We start from the raw sequence: 20218 nt of genomic DNA on the forward strand, positions 1-20218 counted from the left end.
GTAGGTATTCACTCAACTCCCGCCGGCTCACAAAGTCGGCGGGGTTTTTGAGCTAGCCGTCTTGGCATCGGACTCCGAAGTTGTCGCAGGTGCGAGCGAAGGCATCTGTAGCATTTGCGTCTTCAAAGCAAAAAAGTGTGCCGACGTCGGCACGATCGATCCACCAGTCGACCTTGTTCGCCTTCGCAATGCGGGAAGCCTCTCCGCGCAGTAGGTCGAGCTGTCTTCCGGCGGCATGGACTATCAGGCAATTTTTCTTGGGCATATGTTTTGTCCTCAATAGGAAAGCTGAATTGATCGCCATCAAAAATGGAAAACTCATGGCCATGGGCTCGGCTCAATGCAGCCCGCAGATAAATCAACTGCTTAGCAGGATGCCCGCTCTCCCGCGTAGAGCGGGCATGAGGCGACGTTTTCGCAAACTACCTCAAATATCCCACCACCATCCGCGTTGTCTCGTCCACCAGCGTCCGCACCATCTTCTCCGAGAGCATCTCGGCCTGGTTCAGCACCGTGTTGTGCGCGACCGCCTCGATCGCACTGACGCAGATGAAGGTCGCCAGTCCCGGGTCGATCTTGCGCATCTCCTTGCGGCGGCTTTCGAGATAGGCGCGCACGAGGGTGTGGACCTCGCGGTTGAAGGCTTCGACGTCCTTGAGCTGGCCGGTGCGCGGGATCTGCTCGGCAAGCACCCGATGTAGTTTGGGATCGATACGGTGGGCTTCGATCGCGACGGTGACGAGGCGGCGCACGGCTTTGTCGATCGGCAGGTCGGCGACCTCGGTGAGGGCGGCACGGACGATGCCCATGATCTCCTCGTTGTGACGGTCGATCACGGCGGCGACGAGCGCCTCCTTGCTGGGAAAATACTGATAGAGCGAGCCGACGCTGACGCCGGCGATTTCGGCGATCCGGTTGGTGCTGGCTTTCTCAAAGCCTTCGCGGACCAGAATGCGAGCGGTTGCCTCGACCAGCGCGTCGACGGTGGCGCGCGATCGCGCTTGCAAGGCATTTTTCCGGGGTTTTGTCGGCGGTTTGCGCGCCATGGGCCTGCGATCCGAATGCGAGTAGGAAAAGCGAGCGAATGCTCGCATTATATCCGCATGTGGCGGCGGTCGACACAAGCCTTTTCGTCGCCCATACAGAGAGCCCGGTCTGGAGGAGACCTGACATGAGCGTTGCAAAGATCGCATCGGCCTTCCAGTTCTGTCCGGGCGGCCGGCTGTTGAGGATGCGGCCATCCGGCGATCCCGCGCCGAGCCTGCAGAGTCGTTGCTTCAACGCGCTGTTGCGGCAGCTTCCGTTCAAGAAGCACCTTGCCCCGGCCGAGGCCGTGCAGGCGCATGTGCAGAAACTCGCATTGCAGCCGGCCTCCTACGAGCCGACGGGTTTGGGCCGCGGCGTCGAGGTGACGTTGACCAAGATGGGCGGATGGCCGGTCTATTACACGGCGCCATCATCGGGCCATGAGGGCTGCAACCACGTCATGTTCCTGCACGGCGGCGGCTTCATCAACGAGATCGTGCCGGCGCATTGGCGCTTCGTCGGCCAGATGACGCGCAAGGCGCGCGTCGTCTGCGTCGTGCCGATCTATCCGCTTGCGCCGCATGCCACCGCCAAGGATCTCGTGCCGGCGACGGCCGAACTGTTGCGGATGCTGCTGGAGGATGTCGGGCCCGCAAAGGTCACGGTGGTCGGCAATTCCGCCGGCGCGGGACTGGCGCTCGCTGCCTGCCAGTGGCTGCGCGACCGCGGGCATCGGCAGCCGGGCCGGCTGATGCTGATCTCGCCGGCGGCCGATGCATCGGTCAGCCGTCCGGAGCAGGTCGAGATCGCAGGCCGCGATCCGATCCAGGACATTCCGGGGATCATTGAGGCGGGGCGGCTCTATGCCGGCGAGCTCGATGTCGGCCATCCCTTCGTCAGCCCGCTCAACGGCGCCTTCCGTTCGCTCGCGCCGATGACAATCTTCTCGGGCACGCGCGATCTGCTCTATCCCGATAGCGTCGATCTCGCGGAGCGCGCGAGGGCGGCGGGCGTGCCGGTCGAGCTGCATCTGCTCCGTGACCAGCCGCACAATTTCGCGCTGATGCCGACGCCGGAAGGGCGACAGGCGCGTGCGATCATTCTGCGTGCAGTGGCTTAAAGGGAAGGCGTGATCGTCGTCACAGGGGCGCGCCGCCGCAATGGGGTCTGGCGCTAGCGGTGCCCGCGCGGAGAGACCAGGCTACCTCCGGGGCGTTTCCTCATCCGTAGTCTTGCGGGGCCTTAGGCGTGGCCCTTGATCTCGTAGTGACCCGGCACGCATTTGTAGCGCTCGAGGCGCCAATTGGCGTGATAGATCGGATGCTCGCCCATCCATTTGGCAAGCGGGGCCTGTGCGCCGATCGCGCACTGCATCATCGACATCTCGGGCGTCATGTTGCTGTCGGTCACGATTTCCTCGATGCAACTGCCTGAGCTGGCTGCGCTCAGCCGGCAGAGCACGGCAACCACGGTCACGAACATTCCTGTCACCTCATCGGTAGTTTCAGACCACGAAGAGGATGCAAGCGGAGTGCCAGAGCCTGTGACACAAACAACACGCTGACCTAGCCGACTCGACCCAGCGTCCACCTCCATTTGGTGATTCGGATTGTAAAAAAATTGCCCCTAAACCGAAGCCGGGCAAATACGGGGAATCCCCAAGGAAAAGGGCGAGGAAGGATCGCAGGAATGAGCGATTGTGGGGGCAGCGCCGCGTGAACCGCCCCTTCACAAGGCCTGCGCAGCCGATAGGCTCGAAAGCGGACGGATACTCGTCAAGAGAGCGGGACCGCCACAGGACCAAAGGAAACGCGAGGGCAGACCATGAAGGCACGACCGACCGGCGTGATCCCGCCGATGACGACGCCGTTCCGGAAGGACGGCGAGATCGACCTTGGGCTCGTGGCGGCCCAGGTCGACTGGATGATCGGCGCCGGCGCGCATGGCGTCGCGGCCGGCGGCTCGACCGGCGAGGGCCACACGCTGGATCACGAGGAATATCGCGACCTGATGGCCGCGACGGTCGAGGCGGTGAAGGGACGCATTCCCGTGATCGCCGGCATCATCGTGGACTCCACGCGCGATGCGATCCGCCGCGGCAAGCTCGTGCGCGACATGAATGTCGCAGCGCTCCAGGTCACGCCGGTGCATTATCTGTTCAAGCCCGATGACGAGGCGATGGTCGCGCACTTCCGCGCCATGGCTGACGAGACCGGCATGCCCATCATCATCTACAACGTGGTGCCGTGGTCCTATCTGTCGCCGGCACTGCTGGTGCGGATCATGACTGAGGTGCCGCTGGTGGTCGGCGTCAAGCAGAGCGCGGGCGATCTCAAGCTGTTCGCGGATCTCATGATGATGGCGCCGGACAAGCTGATCTACAGCGCGGTCGATGCCCTCATGTATCCGTCCTACACGCTCGGCGCCCATGGCTCGATCGCCGCGATCCTGACCGCGGCGCCGCATGCCTCCGTCGCGCTGTGGGATGCGGTGAAGGCGGGCGACCATCCGCGCGCGCTCGATCTGCACAAGAAGCTGTTGACGCTGTGGAACGCCGTTATCGCCGACAATCTGCCGGCCTGCACGCGTTACGCACAGACGCTCCAGGGCTTGCCCAGGACCTATCCGCGCGCACCGATGCCGGAGGCCTCGCCGGCGCAGCAGGCCGCCACCCGCAAGGCGCTGGAGGCACTCGGCGCGTTGAACGGGGTGCGTGTCGAAGCGGCCGAATAGTCCGCCGGCCGAAATTATCGATGTCGAATGGCAGCGCCGATCCGCTTTTACCTGCGGATGCGGCGCTGCTACATTTTGCGCGCGCCGCGATGCGCGGCGCCAGCTGTGAAGAAACATACCGACAAGGGGAGGGACCGAAGTCCCATGAAGGATTTTGCAGGAAAGATCGCCGTCATCACCGGCGGCGGCACGGGGATGGGACGCGAACTCGCACGGCAGCTCGTCGCGGAGGGCTGCAATGTCGCGATGTGCGACGTCTCCGAAGCCGCGATGGCCGAGACCAAACGGCTTTGCGAGGTCGAGAAGCTGCCGCAGGGCCTGCGGGTCACGACCCACGTCGCCGACGTCTCGATCGAGGACCATCTCAAGCGGTTTCGCGATGAGCTCGCCGAGCAGCAGAAGACCGACCGGATCCATCTCCTGTTCAACAATGCCGGCATCGGTGGCGGCGGCAGCCTGTTCACCAACACGCGCGAGCAGTGGGAGCGTACCTTCAACATCTGCTGGGGCGGCGTCTATCTCGGCGTGCGCACCTTCCTGCCGATGCTGGTGGCGGCGGACGAGGCCCACATCGTCAACACGGCGAGCGTCAACGGCTTCTGGGCCTCGATCGGCATGGGGCAGGCGCACACCGCCTACAGCTCGGCGAAGTTCGCGGTGAAAGGATTTACCGAAGCGCTGATCAACGACCTCCGTCTGCACGCGCCGCATGTCAAATGCTCGGTGGTGATGCCCGGCCATATCGGCACCTCGATCGTCTCCAATTCGCGCAAGGTGCAGAGCGCCGACGGGTCGGAGCGGCTCAATGCCGACGAGGTCGCGCTGACCCGCAAGCGCATGGTCGCGGCTGGCGTGCCGGATGCTGACAAGATGTCGGACGAGGACATCCAGGCTGCGTTCGCCGAACGCGCCCGCAGCTTCCTCGAGGACGCGCCGACGACTGCTGCGCAGGCCGCGAAGATCATCCTCAACGGGGTCAAGGCGGACCGGTGGCGCATTCTTGTGGGCGAAGACGCAAAGCGCCTTGACGAACGCGTGCGCGCAACGCCGGAGCAGGCCTACGACCGCGCCTTCTATGAAAGCTTTACGCAGGAAGTTGGCTGGCGGCTCGGTTGATTCGGTTTGGCTGAGACTGTCAACGAACGTCCGCGTATGTAGGTATGACGACCATCATGGCAAGAGGCGCGGACGTATTATTACACAGGTAATTTACATGTTACGCAGGTAACTTTACGTGCCACCTCTTGCCACTTTCCGACGCCTTATGACGATTTGGAATGTCACGCATGCGACATGCTCCGTCGTTCAAGCAATGTTCAAGCGATGGTGATGTGAAACGGGTCTCATTCGGCGCACGGCAGCTTGGTTGGTGAACCAAAATAGTTTAGTCGATCAGGGGTAACGCCATCATAAAGCGTAGCTCCGATGATACCCGCATGCCTCTCCGACGACTGGATCCTCTGCCCGGAGAGAGAGGATATTTCCGCTGAATTCACGCGGCTCCTCACCGCGGCGCAGGAGGGTGGCGCCACCATCGCAGAATGCCTGATGATCGCGCGGCAGCTCAAGCAGGGCGGTGAGCAGTCCTGGCACCGCGAATGGAAGCGGCTGGCGCAAGCCAACCGGCAGCGTGCCGAGGCGGCGTTCGCGGAAGGCCACATGGCGACCGCGCAGCGCAACTGGCTGCGGGCGATGAACTACTACGGCGCGGCCGCGATGCCGCTGGACCAGGCCGACGAGCGCCGCTGGGTCGCGGTGCTCGCCATGCAGGAATGCGCGCGCCGCTTCCTCACCGCGCGCGGTCCGGCTGGCGAGGTCGTCACGATTCCCTGGGCCGATGACGGACACGTTTTGCAAGGCTATTTCCTGCCTGCGTCCCCGGCCGGCAAGCGGGCTCCGACCGTGATCTGCATCGGCGAGCCCGGACACCGCAAGGAAGAATTCCTGTTCAAGCTCGCGCCGCATGCGCGCGAACGCGGACTGTCGATGCTCGCGCTGGACCTGCTCGGCGACCAGCGTGACGACTATACCGACACGCTCCTGCAGCGCCGCGACCTCGAGAGCTCGATTGCCAGCGTCATGGATTATCTGGAGACACGCGGCGACGTCGATTTCGATCGCGTCGCCATCGTGGCCGACGGGTGGGGCTCTTCCTTCGTCGCGCGCGCGGTGTTGCAGGAGCCGAGGCTCGCCGCGGCCGTCTGCGACGGCGGTCTGTGGGACCTGCACGAACGATCCTTCTTCGCCAGCCGCTTTGCGATGAGCGACCTCAGCATCGTCCCGGTGCCGTCGGCGCCGTTGATGGCCTCGAGCGTCGACTGTCCGGTGCTGATCACGCTCGGCGAGGACGGCTGGCTCAAGGCCGACCGGGCGCGCCAGATCGTGCAGAAGTCGCGACTCGGCAGCTCCGACATCGTGCTGAAGGTGTTCACCGCGCAGGAGACCGGCGCGGCGCAGGCCCATGCGGACAATCCCAGCCTTGCCAACGAATACATCTTCGACTGGCTGGAATCGCAACTGGGCGCCACGGGGCGGCGGATCTGAACGCCGCCTGCTGTCTTAAAGCGCGATGAGATTGGGATGAATCGTCATCGCGATTTAGGTTGTTGCTTGGGCATGATCTTTTCGGAAAACCGCTTCGCACTTTTCCGGATCATGTTTTAGTAGTCGAGGGATATCCTGACGCAGGCCTTTTCGAGCCGGGTCTTCAGCGTCGCCAGCTTGCCGGTGAATTCGGTCAGTTCGTTCTCGTCGAATTCCTGGAAGACGAATTCGCGGATCGTTTTGTACTGCTCGTTGAGGCTTGCGATGTGCTTCTGCGTCTTCTCGACCAGCGACAGCCGCACCACGCGGGCGTCGGTCGGCGAGGGCCGCCGCCGCAGCAGGCCCTTCTTCTCCAGCAGCTTGGACTGGGTGGTGACGAAGGACGGATCGACGTGGAGCAGCTTGGAGACCACGTTGACGGGCACGCCGTCGTCCTTGTCGAGGTCGGAGATCGCCATCAGGATCAGCCATTGCGGACCGCTGATGCCCAGCGTTCTCGCCCAGAACTGACGCAACTCCTCCAGATACATGTTGATCGACGAAATTTCCCAGGTGAAACGCCTGATGATATCGAGATTGCCGATGGAGCGGAGGCGCGCCCCTTCCTTCCTGGTCGCTGACACAGCGTCACTCCCGTGATCTGATTCTTTTCCGGCCGGTGTCTTGCACGGCCATAGTCCACGCAAGTCTGCCCTGACGCAAGTGCAGAGCAGGGTAATTTTGTCACTAAAACTACAAAGATGATCAGCTCAGCATATTCCCTCACTCGCGGTGTTGCGCGCGGGGCACAGGTTTAGTGAAACAACAAAGCTGACTAAATAAACTATTTTGATTAGCGGAACGGCGCAGGCATATTGGCCCGTGACGGTGGGGGGTACTCAATCGTCCCGTTGCAGGTGGTTCGCTCACGTCCCTCGCGTCGATGCGGGTGTGTCCAAAAGCGCGAAGCGGCCGAGCGGATTTGAAAAGACGGGGATCTGGGGGGCCTCACGGTCCGGTCTCCGTAAAATGAGCAACTTGGAGGTTTTATATGAAAGTGGTGAAGAGCCTTTTGCTCGGCACTGCGGCGGGTCTGATCGCCGTCGGCGGAGCACAAGCGGCCGATCTTCCGGTCAAGGCCAAGGCGGTCGAGTACGTCAAGATCTGCTCGCTCTACGGCGCGGGCTTCTACTACATCCCGGGCACCGACACCTGCATCAAGCTCGGCGGCTATCTGCGTGCTGAAGTCGCGCTCAATGCCGGCGGCAACTACAGCGCCGCCTACAACGGTGTTTCCGGCGCGAACAACCGCCTGTCGAACTACTATTTGGCGCGCGCTCGCGAGGACCTCAACATCGATACCCGTACCGCGACTGAGTACGGGGTGGTTCGCACTTACTTTGACGCGGTGTTCACCTGGACGACCGATAACTATACGGGAAGCGGCTCGGCAACAGGCGCGACCGTTTACTCGCAACTCGGAAGCACGGGCGTGTCTGCGCCGAACAACGCAAACTCGGGCACGATCTCGGGTGGTACGCTCGGCGTCTACTATGCGTTCATCCAGTTCGCCGGCTTCACCATGGGTAAGTCCGTGTCGCAGTTCGACGCGCCCTGGACCAACTATCCCGGCAACAACTTCGACCAGCTCGTCGGTGGCAGCGGCTCCGTGAACGGCGTCGCCCAGTTCACCTACACGGCCGATTTCGGCCAGGGCGTGACCGCGACCGTTTCGGCGCAGGACCAGACCCAGTTCTTCACGACCAACATCTGGAACACCGCCGGCATGTCCACCAGCGGCGTCCTCGGCGGTGCTTACGGCTCGAACGATATCGGCGGCACTAGGTCGCCCGACATCGTCGGCATGGTTCGTGTCGACCAGGCCTGGGGCCTGTTCCAGGCGTCGGTGGCTGCGCACGACAACCACGTCGCCTACTACGGCGCGTCCGAAGTCACCGGTCATCCGGAAGACAAGTGGGGCTGGGCCGTTCAGCTAGCTCTGCAGATCAAGAACATCCCGACCGGTGCTGGCGACGTGATCAACATCTCGGGCGTCTATACCGACGGCGCGAGCCGCTACAACTTCCAGTCGCTGGCGGCGACCAGCTACTCGATGTTCGGCGGTTCGGGCAGCGCGTATCAGAGCATCGGCTTTGCCGGCGTGTCTGACGCGGTGTTCGGTCCCAACGGCCAGCTCGAGCTGACCAAGACCTACGGTTTCCGTGGTGCCTACACCCACAACTGGAACCCGTACTGGAATACGGCGCTCTACGGCGCGTGGGCTGCGGTCAACTACAGCGGCACGGCGAAGGGCCTGATCTGCGGCAGCGCTGCGTTCGCCTCGCTGACCGGCACCTGCAACCCGGACTTCAACATCGGCCAGATCGGCGTCATCACCCGCTGGACGCCGGTCAAGAACCTGACCTTCTCGGCTGACTTCGTCTACAGCCACCTCGACCAGAAGTACTCGGGCGTGATCACCACCCCGGCGCTGGCGTCGGTTGCCAAGCCTGCGGCAACCTACGAGCTGAAGGACCAGGACACCTACAGCCTGCTGCTGCGCGCCCAGCGCAACTGGTAAGCTGAAGACCGTTCCGATCTGATAGAGCCCCGGCGGGAAACCGCCGGGGCTTTTTCATGAAAGCGGCCTTCGGAAAATCCGGCAACACGTTGCAAACGACGAAGACGAGCTATGCGAATCGATCGCCCTCAAACTTATTTACTTACCTGAGTTGATCAGCTATCTTGTTTTCAGCCGATTACGAAAGTCACGGCTCTTAGCTTCATGCTAAGCCTCCAGAAACCTCCGGTGATGCCCCGCCGGAGGTTTTTCGTTTTGGGATTTTCCTTCAGCCGCGCATCACACGGGCGCGCGAGTTCGGCCGGTAGGCGAGGCGGCTGTGGCCGACGCAGTAGGACTGGCCGTCGGGCGCGGTATTGCCGCAGAAGCAGAAGTCGTCTGCGCCCGGCGTCGAGATCGGCCAGCGGCAGCGATTCTCGGCGAGCTCCAGCAGCGAGCAGCGGTTGGCATCGTCGATCGGACCCGCGACCACAGGTGTGTCGGTGTCGCCGTAGATCGTGGCGAGCATCTCATATTGCAGCCGCGGTACGGCTCTCGTCCCGCGCCGCGGCGCGAGGCTCCGCTCGAGCTTGCGCTCGTCGCTCGTCCTGCCGCGCGTGAGATTGAGCCGGGACAGCTTGCCGATCACCGCGTTGCGGCTGACGCCGATGTCGGCAGCGATCTCGCTGCAGGTGAGGCCGGCCTCGAAGTGCTGCTTCAGAAGCTCAATTCGTTCGTTGGTCCAAGTCGGTGAAGAAGCAGTCGGTGAAGAAGTTGGTGAGAGAACAGGCATTGTAACGGTCCCAGGTTGCAGATGTCGGCCATCCGCCTCTCGAGATCCGTCCGCCTCACGTCCGGCGCGCCCTCACGTTCTGCCGTTGTCGCGAATCGACAAAAGGCCGTCCTTGATGGCGAGACGGATGCCTTCCTCGATCAGAGTGCGTGCGACGCCGGGAACGCTGGTGCCGTGGGTGCCCTGTCTCACCAGTTTTTCCAGATAGGTGATGGTCGAGAGCGCCAAGGTTACGGGAATGCGGTCAGTCTCGGCTTTTTCGGTGGCCATGGCCCGAACGCTAGCCTCTTACTCGGGTACATAAAAGTAACGATTAAGACTCTATTTAGGTTCAGGGGTGGAAGTCAAATCCGGGCGAGACCGGTGTTTCAGCTCATTGGAATCACTCGGAAAATCGGGCGCAGCGCCGCGCGCCGCGCGGGATGCCGAGCGGCGGCGGCGTGGAGACGGGGCCGGGCAGGCGGGTGGAGCTAGCCGTGCACGATCGCTTTTTCGATCATGCAATGGATGCCTTTGCAGCCGTTGACGGTCTGCGTCACCCGCAGGTCGGCGGCCAGGCTGCACAGTGTGTAGGCGTCCTCGCGCGACAGGTTTCGCGTCTCGCCGAGCAGCACGATCATGTCGCGCAGCGCGCGCACCACGCACTGGTCGAGGTCGGGGTCCATGGCCATGGTCATGTAGTGCGTCGCCGTCTCCGCGCGGGGATAGTCGAACCTGAGATCCTTGCGCAGCGTCAGGCGGAAGCGGCCCTGGAGCGCGGTCTCGATCGCGGTGACGCAGACCTCGCCGTCGCCCTGCACACCATGGCCGTCGCCGCAGGAGAACATCGCGCCTGGGACGAACACCGGCAAAAAGAGCGTCGCACCGGCGCCGAGCTCCTTGTTGTCGAGATTGCCGCCCATTGCGCGCGGCACAAGCGAGGAGATGCGACCCCAGGCCGATGGTGGCGAGACGCCCATCACGCCGAAGAACGGCTTGAGCGGCAGATCGAGGCCCCAGGGCATGCGGCCGACCATCCGCGACCGGTCGAGCGGGATGTTCAGGATGCGCGTTTCGTGGAAATCGTCGGGCAGGGTGCCGGACAGCGGCTTGATCATGTTCCAACCCCAATCCTGCCGGAGCTGGACGTCGAGGATCTCGACCGCGAGCACGTCGCCGGGCTCGGCGCCCTCGACTGCGATCGGGCCGGTGAGGATGTGGCCGGGCAGCATGCGCTCGTTCTTGGCGTGAACCTCGAACATCTCCGGCGGAATGTGAAATTTGGTGCGGTCCGGCAGCATGTCGGGCCCGCCGCTGATGGTGTCGACCGTCACCTCATCGCCGCTTTTGACGGTGAGGACGGGTTTGAGCGCGGCTTCGAAGAAGCCCCAATGGCAGGTCTCGGGGCTTGAATGCAGGTGGTGATGGGTCATTAGCCGCGTCCAATCGGTTTCATCAGAACTCGTCATGAGAACCTGTTATGCCCGGGCTTGACCCGGCGATCGATCCTCTTTCAAGAAGATTTCTGAAGATGGACGGGCCGGTCAAGCCCGGCACGATCATTCCAGCGAGGCTCCCCTGTATTTCGTTCTTTCCAAGACCCTCGGCACCGCTCTGCTGCCGATCAATCTCCTGATCGAGCTCGGAATCCTGTCGCTGCTGCTGATGGCGACGCGGTTTGCTGCGGTCGGCCGCAAGCTCGCCGTGACCACGCTGGTGCTGCTGGCGCTGGTCGCGTTCTCGCCGATCGGCAATCTTCTGCTCTATCCGCTGGAGTCGCGTTTCCCGGCGTGGGACCCGTCGCGGGGCGCCCCCGACGGCGTCATCGTGCTCGGCGGCTCGATCGACACCGATCTGTCGGCGGCGCATCGCACGCCCGTGGTTGCGCACGCGGCCGATCGCATGCTGGCGCCGGCCGACCTCGCGCGGCGCTATCCGAACGCGCGTATCGTCTTCACCGGCGGCTCGGCGAACCTGGTCGCGACGGAGGCGAGGGAGGCTGACTACACCGCGCCCATCCTGGAAAGCCTGGGCATACCGAAGGAGCGCCTGATCCTCGAGCGCGACTCCCGCAACACCTGGGAGAACGCGATCTTCACGAAGCAGCTGGTGACGCCGAAGCCGGGCGAACGCTGGCTTCTGGTCACGTCGGCTTTCCACATGCCGCGCGCGATGGGCATCTTCCGCAAGGCCGGGTTCGATGTCGAAGCCTATCCGGTGGATTGGCGGATGGGCGGTCGCGACGGGCTCTTCGCCTTCACCCGCAATGGGGCCGATGGGCTCGGCAAGACCGATGTCGCCGTGCGCGAATGGATCGGCCTTTTGGCGTATCGCATCATGGGGCGGACCGGCGAGTTGCTTCCGGGACCGGGCAAGGACTAAAACGGGAGCCGCAAAACAAGAACAGAGTACCGGCGCGCGATCGCCGGTCGGGAGGACGCCATGCAACAGCAGAGCGCAGACAGGATCGATCTTGCCGGCCTCGTCGCCGACCTCAACAGCCTGCTGCGGCTGAAGACGACGGTGATCGGCATGAAGCTGTTCGCGCGCACCGCCGACATGGAGGCGATCCCGAAAATCCGGCGGCCGAACGCGGTCCACACCACAGACCAGATCGTCAGCATGGCTGCACGTCTGGGTTGGACGGTCGGTATCACTGCCGACGATCTTGTCGGTGCGCAGTGTCGCGCCGTGATCGGGCTTGCGCCGCAGGACGAAAAATGGCTCGCCGGCGAAAACTATGTCGGGGTCTGGCACGGCACCGCCGAGGACGCGCGCAAGCGCCAGGAGGCGCTGGACGTGGTTCCGTTCGGGCAGTATCAGGCGCTTGCGGTCAGTCCGCTCGCGAGCGGGCGGCTCGATCCGCCCGACATCTGCCTGGTCTATGCAACGCCGGGGCAGATGATCATCCTGATCAACGGGCTGCAATATACCGGCTACAAGAAGTTCGAATGGGGGGTGGTCGGTGAGACCGCCTGCGCGGATTCCTGGGGGCGGGCGCTGAAAACCGGCGAGCCCAGCCTGTCCTTGCCATGCTATGCCGAACGGCGCTATGGCGGCGTGCCGGACGAGGAGATGCTGATGGCCTTGAAGCCCTCGCATCTTGCCAAGGCGATCGAGGGCATGAAGGCGCTGGCCAAGAACGGCCTGCGCTATCCGATTCCGCCCTATGGGATTCAAAGCGACGTCCGCGCCGGCATGGGCGTGAGTTACGCGAAGAAGTAAAGGTCGACCATGAGCTCAGCGAAATTCGACATCGTCGTCTACGGTGCGACCGGTTTCACCGGCCAGCTCGTCGCCGAATATCTGACTCAGCATTACAAGGGCGACCACGCGCTCAAATGGGCGATGGCAGGCCGTAGCCTCGGCAAGCTCAAGTCGGTACGCGATGCGATCGGCGCGCCCGGGAATACGCCGCTGATTGTCGCGGACGCGTCGGACGCGGCCTCGCTGAAGGCGATGGCGGAGCAGACGATGTCGGTGATCACCACCGTCGGCCCGTATCAGCTCTATGGCGAGGAACTGCTCGCGGCCTGCGTCGCCACCGGCACCGATTATTTCGATCTCTGCGGCGAACCGATCTGGATGCGGCAGATGATCGACAAGTACGAGGGGGCCGCCAAAGAGAGCGGCGCGCGTATCGTGTTCTCATGCGGTTTCGATTCCGTGCCGTTCGAGCTCGGTGCATTTGTAGTGCAGGAAGAGGCCAAGCGCGTGTTCGGCGCTCCGGCCTCGCGTGTGAAAGGCCGCGTGCGCGACATGCGCGGCACGCTGTCGGGCGGCACCGCGGCGAGCGCCAAGGCGACCTTCGATGCGGTCGCAAAGGACATCAGCCTGATCGCGATCCTGAACGATCCGTTCGCGTTGACTCCGGGCTTCACCGGCCCGAAGCAACCGAAGGGCAACAGGTCGCTGCTCGAGGAGGACCTGCAATCCTGGGCCGCGCCGTTCATGATGGCACTGATCAACACGCGCAATGTCCACCGCTCCAACATGCTGATGGGCTTTCCCTACGGCCAGGACTTCGTCTACGACGAGATGGTTCTGACGGGTCCCGGCGAGAAGGGCGAAGCCAACGCGCAGCGCGTGGTGGCCGCCAACGCCGAGAAGACTGGTCCGAACGCGCCGAAGCCGGGCGAGGGGCCGTCGAAGGAAGAGCGGGAGAACGGCCGCTTCGACCTGCTCTATGTCGCGATCGCGCCCGACGGCCGCATGGTTCGCGCCGGCGTCACCGGCGACCGTGATCCCGGTTACGGCTCGACCTCGAAGATGATCTCCGAATGCGCGATGTGCCTGTTGCGCGATGTGACAGACGTCCCGGCCGGATTCTGGACGCCGGGCGCGGCGATGCAGCACAAGCTGATCAAGCGCCTGCGGGACAATGCTGGGCTGACGTTCGAGGTGGAAGCGTAAGGTCCGTGTCCGCGAAGTTCGACATCGTCGTCTACGGCGCGACGGGATACACCGGCCAGCTCGTCGCCGAATATCTCGCTGCAAGCTATGCCGGTGACGGCGCGCCGACTTGGGCGATGGCCGGGCGCAGCAGGGACAAGCTCGCCTCCGTTCGCGATGCGATCAGCGCACCCGCAGACACGCCGCTGATCGTGGCGGACGCAGCCGATCCGGCTTCGTTGCGGGCGATGGTCGATCAGGCGAAGCTGGTCATAACCACTGTCGGTCCCTACCAGCTCTACGGCTCCGATCTGCTTGCCGCGTGCGTCGCGTCGGGCACCGACTATATGGATCTCTGCGGCGAGCCGATCTGGCTGAAGCAGATGATCGACAGGCATGACGCGGCGGCGAAGGCGAGCGGCGCGCGCATCATGTTCTCCTGCGGCTTCGATTCCATCCCGTTCGAGCTCGGTGCGTTCTTCGTGCAGGAGGAAGCCCGTCGCGTGTTCGGAGCGCCGGCGCCGCGCGTCAAGGGGCGCGTCCGCGACCTCAGCTGGAAGTTCTCCGGCGGCACCTCGGCGAGCGCGAGGGTCACCTTCGAAGCAGTCGCGCAGGATCTCAGCCTGGTGTCGATCCTCAAGGACCCCTTCGCATTCACGCCCGGCTTCGAGGGGCCGAAACAGCCGCGCGGCAACAAGCCCGTTTTCGAGGAAGACCTGCAATCCTGGTCCGCCCCGTTTGCTATGGCGACGCTGAACACGCGCAACGTCCATCGCTCCAACATGCTGATGGGATTCCCGTATGGCCGCGATTTCGTCTACGACGAGATGGTGCTGACGGGGACGGGGGACGAAGGGCAGGCCAACGCGAAGCTCGTCATGGCCGCCAATAGCGAAAAGACCGGCCCCAAAGCGCTCAAGCCCGGCGAGGGGCCGTCCAAGGAAGAGCGCGACAGCGGTCATTACGACGTGCTCTATGTCGCGATCGCGCCCGACGGCCGTCAGGTTCGCGCGGCGGTGAAGGGCGATCTCGATCCCGGCTATGCCTCAACGGCGAAGATGGTTTCCGAATGCGCGATCTGCCTGTTGCGCGACACGCCTGATGTCCCGGCCGGTCTCTGGACGCCGGGCGCAGCGATGCAGCACAAGCTGATCAAGCGGCTGGTCGATCACGCCGGGCTGAGGTTTGAGGTGGAAGCCCAGGCGTAGCTTCCGTAGGGTGGGCAAAGCGAAGCGTGCCCACCACTTCTATTGCGATTGCGGAGAGATGGTGGGCACGGCGCGTCGCGCCTTTGCCCACCCTACGGCAGTTGAACTACGCCGCCCGCGCATCATACGCGTACATGAACTCCATGCTCTTCGATCCCAGCGGCAACAGCCATTTCATCATCTGATTGCGGACCCATGCGCCGGTGGCGCTGAACTCGCGCTTGCTGTTGCCGTTGCGGCGGGCCATGGCGACGATCTTCTCCGTGCGCGGGCGCCGTTCGGCCTCGAAGGCCTGGAAGGTGGCGCCGAGCTCCTGGCCCTCCTGCATCAGCCGCTCGAGCCGCATCGCATCTTCGAGCGCGAGCGAAGCGCCCTGGCCCGCGTGGGGGCTGGTCGCATGCGCGGCATCGCCGATCAGCAGCGAGCGCTGCGCGACCAGGTCGGCAAGGTCGCGACGTCGAGCGTGTCGGTGACCACGATGTTCTCGGCCGCGTCGACGATATCGGGGATCGGATCGTGCCAGCCGTGATGGAAGCCGCGCAGATGCTGCTTGAGCGTCGCGTGGTCGAGCGCGCGGAACATCGCCGCGTCCATGCCGTGCGCGGGCTGCGTGCTCCACCACATCACGCCATCGTTCGGATCCGGGCTGCAATAGCCATAGCCGAAGAAGCCGCTCTTGCCGAACGTGGTCTCGACGTGCCGGCCGATCGGCCTGCCATCGAGGACGGCGTGCGGCACGAAGCCGCCGAACCCGATCAGCCCGGTGTCGAATGGTTGCGGACCGTCCGGCACGACCTGGCGGCGCACGACCGAGTGCACGCCGTCGGCGCCGATCAGGAAGTCGCCTTCGGCCGTGGTGCCGTCGGAGAAGTAGGCGATGATCGGCTGGTCGCCGCGGTCCTCGATCTTGATCAGGCGCTTCTCGAAATAGAGCGAGACGCAGGCGCACCAGGCCTTGTCGATCAGGATTTCGTTCAGCGTGGCGCGACAGACGTTCACTGCCGGCTGGCCGAAGCGCCGCGCCATGTCACGGTTGATCGAGCCGAGCCGTTCGCCGCTCTGCGAATAGAAGTCGAAGGATTCGGCGATCGAGCCGCGGCTGATCAGCTCGTTCGCGAGCCCGATCTCGTCCAGCACATGCATGCCGTTCGGTGCGATCTGGAGGCCGCCGCCGATACCCTTCGAATAGGGCCAGGCCTCGTAGATTGCGGACTCGATGCCGGCGCGGCGCAGCAGGATCGCAGTGACGGGCCCGGCGATACCGGCGCCGATGATCAGGGCCTTGCGGGGACGGTTGGACATGGCTTGCTCCCGACGTTTCCGTGGTGCTAGGAGAAATTACGGTTGCTAAATCTCTTAGTAGCTAAGATATATATCGACTAAGATATGAGGTTGGCCTTGTCAAGGACGAAGGCGCGCGCGGCGCTGTTGCAGGAGCTCGAGGAGGCGATGCGGCGGTCGTCCGCGCAGGGCGTGCTCTATGGCCAAACGGTTGCGAACGTTGCCGGAATTGCCAATTCCGACCTCGAATGTATGGACATCCTCTATCTCGAAGGACGCGTCACCGCGGGCCGGCTTGCCGAGGTCACGGGGCTGACGACGGGCGCCATCACCGGCGTGGTGGACCGACTCGAGAAGGCCGGGCTGGTGCGCCGCGAGCGGGACGAGCAAGACCGCCGCAAGGTCTTCATTTCCGTCGTGCCCGAGACGGCGATGAAGATCGGCCAGCTCTACGTGCCGATGCAGCAGGCGATGGAGAAGGTGTTTGGCGCCTATTCCGACGAAGAGCTGCGCCTGCTGCTGCGCTTCGCGACCGAGGGCTACAAGGGCGTGCTCGCGGCAACCGAGGCGCTGAAGGGGCTTCTCGACACGCCGCCGGAAAAGCGGCCGGATCTCAAACTGAAGAAACTTCGTCGCTAGAGCGTTTTCGAGCGAAGTGGATACCGGTTCGCGTCAAGAAAACGCGTCAAAACAGAAAGCCAGACATTACCGTTCCGATTCCATCGGAACGGTAATGTCCTTGATCTTGTAAGCCTGCGCAGCCGCGATCATGCCCCACATCGCGCCCAGCATCATCCAGAAGTGCCGCCAGTGGTCGGTGTCGATCACGAAGCTCTCGCCGACGGTGCCGACGAAGGCGGAGAAGATCGCCAGATAAGCGCGCTGCCAGGGCACACGGACGAAGATGTGCCTGATACCCATGATCACGGTGGTGAAGACCAGCGCGGGATAGCACACGCCGGAGAGCCAGCCGCCGGACATGAAGGCGTTGAGGTAGGAGTTGTGGGTGTCCTCGGGGAAGTAGCGGTGGAATTGCAGGGGGCCGATGCCGAACGGCAGGTCGAGCGCCATCTCCGCGCCGAGGATGTGCCGGCCGAACCGGCCGAAGCGGCCTTCGTCATAGCTCTGGTCGAAGCTCGCGCGCTGCTTGAACATCTCGGCGGTGGAATCGAATGACAGCAGGACCGCGATCAGCGCGAGGCCCAGCACCGCGGCGACGATCGCCATGACGACGATGCGCGAGCGTTGCGCGTTGGTGCGGCTGGTCAGCATCATCAGCGCTAACATGAAGGCGGAGGTCAGCATCAGTCCGCCCCAGGCGGCGCGGGAGAACGCGAGCAGGATCGCCAGCGACATGATGCCGAAGGCGATGACGTTACGGAACGCCTTGGCAAACTTGTCGGAGACCACGCTCTGGAGGGCGAACAGCGCCGGCAGGATCAGGAAGGCGCCGAGCACGTTCGGATCCTTGAACGTGCCGCGCGCGCGCCCGTAGAGTGTGAGGAGATCGTCTCCGCCGGGAACCAGATGGAAGTAGCCGGCAACCGCAGACAGCGAGGCGACCATCGCGCCGACCACGAGGCCGCGGCGGAGCATGTCGAGCCGGGCCGCGGTGTCTTCCGAGGTGACCATCGCGAAGAACACGACGGTGACCGCCATGTACCAGGAGGTCGCAATCCAGCTCGCCACCTCGGACTGTTCGTACAGCGGGACCGCGCTGATCGTGTAGCCGACATTGAGCAGGACCAGCATCAGGATCAGCGGCATCAGCACGAGCCGCAGGCGCAGGCCGGTCGCGAAGAAGGTGACGGCGGCCAGCAGCGTCACGATCTCGTAGGGGCTCGGCTCGATGAAGACGATGGCGCCGGAGGCGCCGGCCAGCCACACCAGCGCGCGCTGGATGGCCAGCACGCCGGGCGCAGCCGGTGCGGCTAATTTCACTCCACCGGCTGTCGCCGCATACGCCATCACATGCTCATACGCTTACGCAACTGGTACACCACAAACACCGCTGTCAGCGCCCGGCTTGACCGGGCGATCCAGTATTCCGCGGCGCGCACTGGAGAAAACAGCCGGCGCTGCGGAGTACTGGATGCCCCGGTCAAGCCGGGGCATGACGGAAACTCAATACGCGTTCTCGTTCTTGGTCAGCAGCGAGACCGGCGTCTTCAGGAGAATGACGAGGTCGAACAGCACCGACCAGTTCTCGATGTAGTAGAGGTCGAATTCGACGCGCTTCTGGATCTTCTCTTCATTGTCGATCTCGCCGCGCCAGCCGTTGATCTGGGCCCAGCCGGTGATGCCGGGCTTGACGCGGTGACGAGCGAAATAGCCGTCGACGGCTTCGTCGAACAGACGGCTCTGGAGCTTGCCCTGCACCGCATGCGGACGCGGGCCGACCAGGGACAAATTGCCCGAGAACACCACGTTGAAGAGCTGCGGCAGCTCGTCGAGGCTGGTCTTGCGGATGAAGCGGCCGACGCGGGTGACGCGCGGATCGTTCTTGGTCACCACCTTGGAGGCGGTTGGGTCGGCCTGATGGTGGTACATCGAGCGGAATTTGTAGACGTCGATGCGCTCGTTGTTGAAACCGAAGCGCTTCTGACGGAACAGCGCCGGGCCGGGGCTGTCGAGCTTCACCGCCAGCGCCACCAGTCCCATCACCGGCAGGGCTGCGAGCAGCGCGAGGCCGCCGACGATGCGGTCGAACAGCCACTTCATCACCAGGTCCCAGTCGGTGATCGGCGCCTCGAACACGTCGAGCGTCGGCACCTCGCCGAGGTAGGAATAGGAGCGGGGACGGAAACGCAGCTTGTTGGTGTGCGCGGAGAGGCGGATGTCGACAGGGAGCACCCAGAGCTTCTTCAACATCTCCAGGATGCGGGTCTCAGCCGAGATCGGCAGCGCGAACAGCACGAGATCGACCCGGGTGCGGCGGGCGAATTCGACGATGTCGTCGACCTTGCCGAGCTTGCGCGCGCCGGCGCAGGTGTCGAGCGCGCGACTGTCGTTGCGGTCGTCGAACACGCCGAGCACGTGGATGTCGGAATCCTCCTGAGCATTCAGCACCTCGACCAGTTGCTCGCCGTTGCTGTCGGAGCCGACGACGATGGTGCGGCGGTCGAGCCGGCCCTGGCGTGCCCAGGCGCGCACCAGCGAGCGCAGCACCAGACGTTGGGAGATGAGCGCGGCGAGCCCGAGGAAGTAGAAGGCGGCAAGCCACAGCCGCGACATTTCGCTGCCGAACTTGGCGAAGAAGGATACGCCGATGAACAGCAGGAAGACGAACGACCAGGAGGAGATCATCCGCGTCATCTGCCGGAGCTGACCGCGGAACAGCTGCACCTGATAGATGTCGGCGGCCTGGAAGCAGACCACGGCGGCGACCGCGACGGCGATGATCTGCGCGGGATAAACCCAGCTGAAGGAACCGGCGAGCGGCATGACATAGCCGACATAGAGCGCGATGCCGACGAGGCTCAGCAGGGCGAAATCGGCCAAGCGGACGAAGCCGGTGATCACGATCGGCGAATAGGCGCGGGCGACCTTCTGGTTGACGACGTCGAGCGCGGCGGGCGAGAGCCGGCGACGGCGCTCCACAAACGGTTGGTCAGCCGGCTTCGCCGCGGCGCTTGTGGCGGCGTCGAGCATCGAGCGTGCGTTGAGCGGTTCCACGGGCGTCCACGTCCATTCCAAAAAACCCGCGGGTCGCAGCGTTGCGCC

At 63.9% G+C, this 20218-nt stretch carries 21 protein-coding genes; 10 read left to right on the forward strand and 11 right to left on the reverse strand.

Features of this window, described 5'->3' with window-relative positions; all coding sequences use genetic code 11:
* Window positions 1–52: 52 nt before the first annotated feature.
* Window positions 53–328 carry a hypothetical protein gene (locus ABIB95_RS31725; protein WP_223154006.1) on the reverse strand — a complete coding sequence of 92 codons (276 nt, stop codon included), beginning with the start codon at window positions 326–328 and terminating at the stop codon, window positions 53–55.
* Window positions 329–422: 94 nt separating this feature from the next.
* Window positions 423–1007, reverse strand: a complete 585-nt coding sequence (locus tag ABIB95_RS31730; RefSeq protein ID WP_223154007.1) for a TetR/AcrR family transcriptional regulator — start codon at window positions 1005–1007, stop codon at window positions 423–425.
* A gap of 164 nt (window positions 1008–1171) precedes the next feature.
* On the opposite strand from ABIB95_RS31730, the gene ABIB95_RS31735 reads away from it, so the two are divergent.
* Complete coding sequence (locus ABIB95_RS31735) at window positions 1172–2146, forward strand: alpha/beta fold hydrolase (protein WP_354245287.1); 975 nt, start codon at window positions 1172–1174, stop codon at window positions 2144–2146.
* A gap of 122 nt (window positions 2147–2268) precedes the next feature.
* Here ABIB95_RS31735 and ABIB95_RS31740 read toward each other — a convergent pair whose 3' ends face one another.
* Window positions 2269–2508, reverse strand: coding sequence for a hypothetical protein (locus ABIB95_RS31740; RefSeq protein ID WP_028152628.1), 240 nt, complete (start codon window positions 2506–2508; stop codon window positions 2269–2271).
* Window positions 2509–2850: 342 nt separating this feature from the next.
* Between ABIB95_RS31740 and ABIB95_RS31745 the strand changes: the two genes are divergently transcribed.
* The 3 genes from ABIB95_RS31745 to ABIB95_RS31755 all read left to right on the forward strand — a co-directional run bounded on the left by ABIB95_RS31745 (window position 2851) and on the right by ABIB95_RS31755 (window position 6303).
* Window positions 2851–3759: a dihydrodipicolinate synthase family protein gene (locus ABIB95_RS31745; RefSeq protein WP_208070759.1), complete on the forward strand. Its 909-nt coding sequence runs from the start codon at window positions 2851–2853 to the stop codon at window positions 3757–3759.
* Window positions 3760–3903: 144 nt separating this feature from the next.
* A complete protein-coding gene (locus ABIB95_RS31750; protein ID WP_071913278.1) occupies window positions 3904–4875 on the forward strand; it encodes an SDR family NAD(P)-dependent oxidoreductase in 972 nt (323 codons plus the stop codon).
* A 309-nt stretch (window positions 4876–5184) separates the two neighbouring features.
* Complete coding sequence (locus ABIB95_RS31755; RefSeq protein WP_028152625.1) at window positions 5185–6303, forward strand: alpha/beta hydrolase family protein; 1119 nt, start codon at window positions 5185–5187, stop codon at window positions 6301–6303.
* A 116-nt stretch (window positions 6304–6419) separates the two neighbouring features.
* Here the strand turns inward: ABIB95_RS31755 and ABIB95_RS31760 are convergent, their stop codons facing one another.
* Window positions 6420–6926, reverse strand: a complete 507-nt coding sequence (locus ABIB95_RS31760) for a MarR family winged helix-turn-helix transcriptional regulator (RefSeq protein WP_028152624.1) — start codon at window positions 6924–6926, stop codon at window positions 6420–6422.
* A gap of 407 nt (window positions 6927–7333) precedes the next feature.
* Here ABIB95_RS31760 and ABIB95_RS31765 point away from each other — a divergent pair, with 407 nt between their 5' ends.
* Window positions 7334–8863: a porin gene (locus ABIB95_RS31765; RefSeq protein WP_354077587.1), complete on the forward strand. Its 1530-nt coding sequence runs from the start codon at window positions 7334–7336 to the stop codon at window positions 8861–8863.
* A gap of 268 nt (window positions 8864–9131) precedes the next feature.
* Here the strand turns inward: ABIB95_RS31765 and ABIB95_RS31770 are convergent, their stop codons facing one another.
* The 3 genes from ABIB95_RS31770 to ABIB95_RS31780 all read right to left on the reverse strand — a co-directional run bounded on the left by ABIB95_RS31770 (window position 9132) and on the right by ABIB95_RS31780 (window position 11047).
* A complete protein-coding gene (locus ABIB95_RS31770) occupies window positions 9132–9635 on the reverse strand; it encodes a GcrA family cell cycle regulator (protein ID WP_063982926.1) in 504 nt (167 codons plus the stop codon).
* Window positions 9636–9707: 72 nt separating this feature from the next.
* Entirely contained in the window at window positions 9708–9905 is a 198-nt protein-coding gene (locus ABIB95_RS31775; RefSeq protein ID WP_007603456.1) for a hypothetical protein, read from the reverse strand.
* 200 nt (window positions 9906–10105) lie between these two features.
* Complete coding sequence (locus ABIB95_RS31780) at window positions 10106–11047, reverse strand: acetamidase/formamidase family protein (protein ID WP_354245291.1); 942 nt, start codon at window positions 11045–11047, stop codon at window positions 10106–10108.
* Window positions 11048–11279: 232 nt separating this feature from the next.
* Between ABIB95_RS31780 and ABIB95_RS31785 the strand changes: the two genes are divergently transcribed.
* Genes ABIB95_RS31785 through ABIB95_RS31800 form a run of 4 tightly spaced genes read left to right on the forward strand, consistent with a single transcriptional unit; the run spans window position 11280 to window position 15214 of the window.
* Window positions 11280–11996 carry a YdcF family protein gene (locus ABIB95_RS31785; RefSeq protein ID WP_224517284.1) on the forward strand — a complete coding sequence of 239 codons (717 nt, stop codon included), beginning with the start codon at window positions 11280–11282 and terminating at the stop codon, window positions 11994–11996.
* A 60-nt stretch (window positions 11997–12056) separates the two neighbouring features.
* Window positions 12057–12839, forward strand: a complete 783-nt coding sequence (locus ABIB95_RS31790) for a DUF169 domain-containing protein (protein ID WP_028155890.1) — start codon at window positions 12057–12059, stop codon at window positions 12837–12839.
* 9 nt (window positions 12840–12848) lie between these two features.
* Entirely contained in the window at window positions 12849–14027 is a 1179-nt protein-coding gene (locus ABIB95_RS31795) for a saccharopine dehydrogenase family protein (protein ID WP_354245295.1), read from the forward strand.
* A 5-nt stretch (window positions 14028–14032) separates the two neighbouring features.
* Window positions 14033–15214 carry a saccharopine dehydrogenase family protein gene (locus tag ABIB95_RS31800; RefSeq protein WP_354245298.1) on the forward strand — a complete coding sequence of 394 codons (1182 nt, stop codon included), beginning with the start codon at window positions 14033–14035 and terminating at the stop codon, window positions 15212–15214.
* Between the two features lie 106 nt (window positions 15215–15320).
* Here ABIB95_RS31800 and ABIB95_RS31805 read toward each other — a convergent pair whose 3' ends face one another.
* Complete coding sequence (locus ABIB95_RS31805) at window positions 15321–15737, reverse strand: FAD-dependent oxidoreductase (protein ID WP_354245508.1); 417 nt, start codon at window positions 15735–15737, stop codon at window positions 15321–15323.
* Window positions 15629–16516: an FAD-dependent monooxygenase gene (locus ABIB95_RS31810; RefSeq protein WP_354245301.1), complete on the reverse strand. Its 888-nt coding sequence runs from the start codon at window positions 16514–16516 to the stop codon at window positions 15629–15631. Before ABIB95_RS31810 ends, ABIB95_RS31805 begins: the two co-directional genes overlap by 109 nt.
* 147 nt (window positions 16517–16663) lie before the next feature.
* Here ABIB95_RS31810 and ABIB95_RS31815 point away from each other — a divergent pair, with 147 nt between their 5' ends.
* Entirely contained in the window at window positions 16664–17134 is a 471-nt protein-coding gene (locus ABIB95_RS31815) for a MarR family transcriptional regulator (RefSeq protein ID WP_063986329.1), read from the forward strand.
* A gap of 66 nt (window positions 17135–17200) precedes the next feature.
* On the opposite strand, the gene ABIB95_RS31820 is transcribed toward ABIB95_RS31815, so the two are convergent.
* Both ABIB95_RS31820 and ABIB95_RS31825 read right to left on the reverse strand, forming a co-directional pair.
* Entirely contained in the window at window positions 17201–18463 is a 1263-nt protein-coding gene (locus ABIB95_RS31820; RefSeq protein ID WP_354245304.1) for an O-antigen ligase family protein, read from the reverse strand.
* A gap of 156 nt (window positions 18464–18619) precedes the next feature.
* Window positions 18620–20170 (reverse strand): undecaprenyl-phosphate glucose phosphotransferase, encoded by a 1551-nt coding sequence (locus tag ABIB95_RS31825; protein WP_354245307.1) that lies wholly within the window; start codon window positions 20168–20170, stop codon window positions 18620–18622.
* Window positions 20171–20218 lie beyond the last annotated feature (48 nt).

Origin of the sequence: Bradyrhizobium sp. LA2.1 (assembly GCF_040547725.1) — a bacterium.
In the GTDB taxonomy this organism is placed as follows: domain Bacteria; phylum Pseudomonadota; class Alphaproteobacteria; order Rhizobiales; family Xanthobacteraceae; genus Bradyrhizobium; species Bradyrhizobium barranii.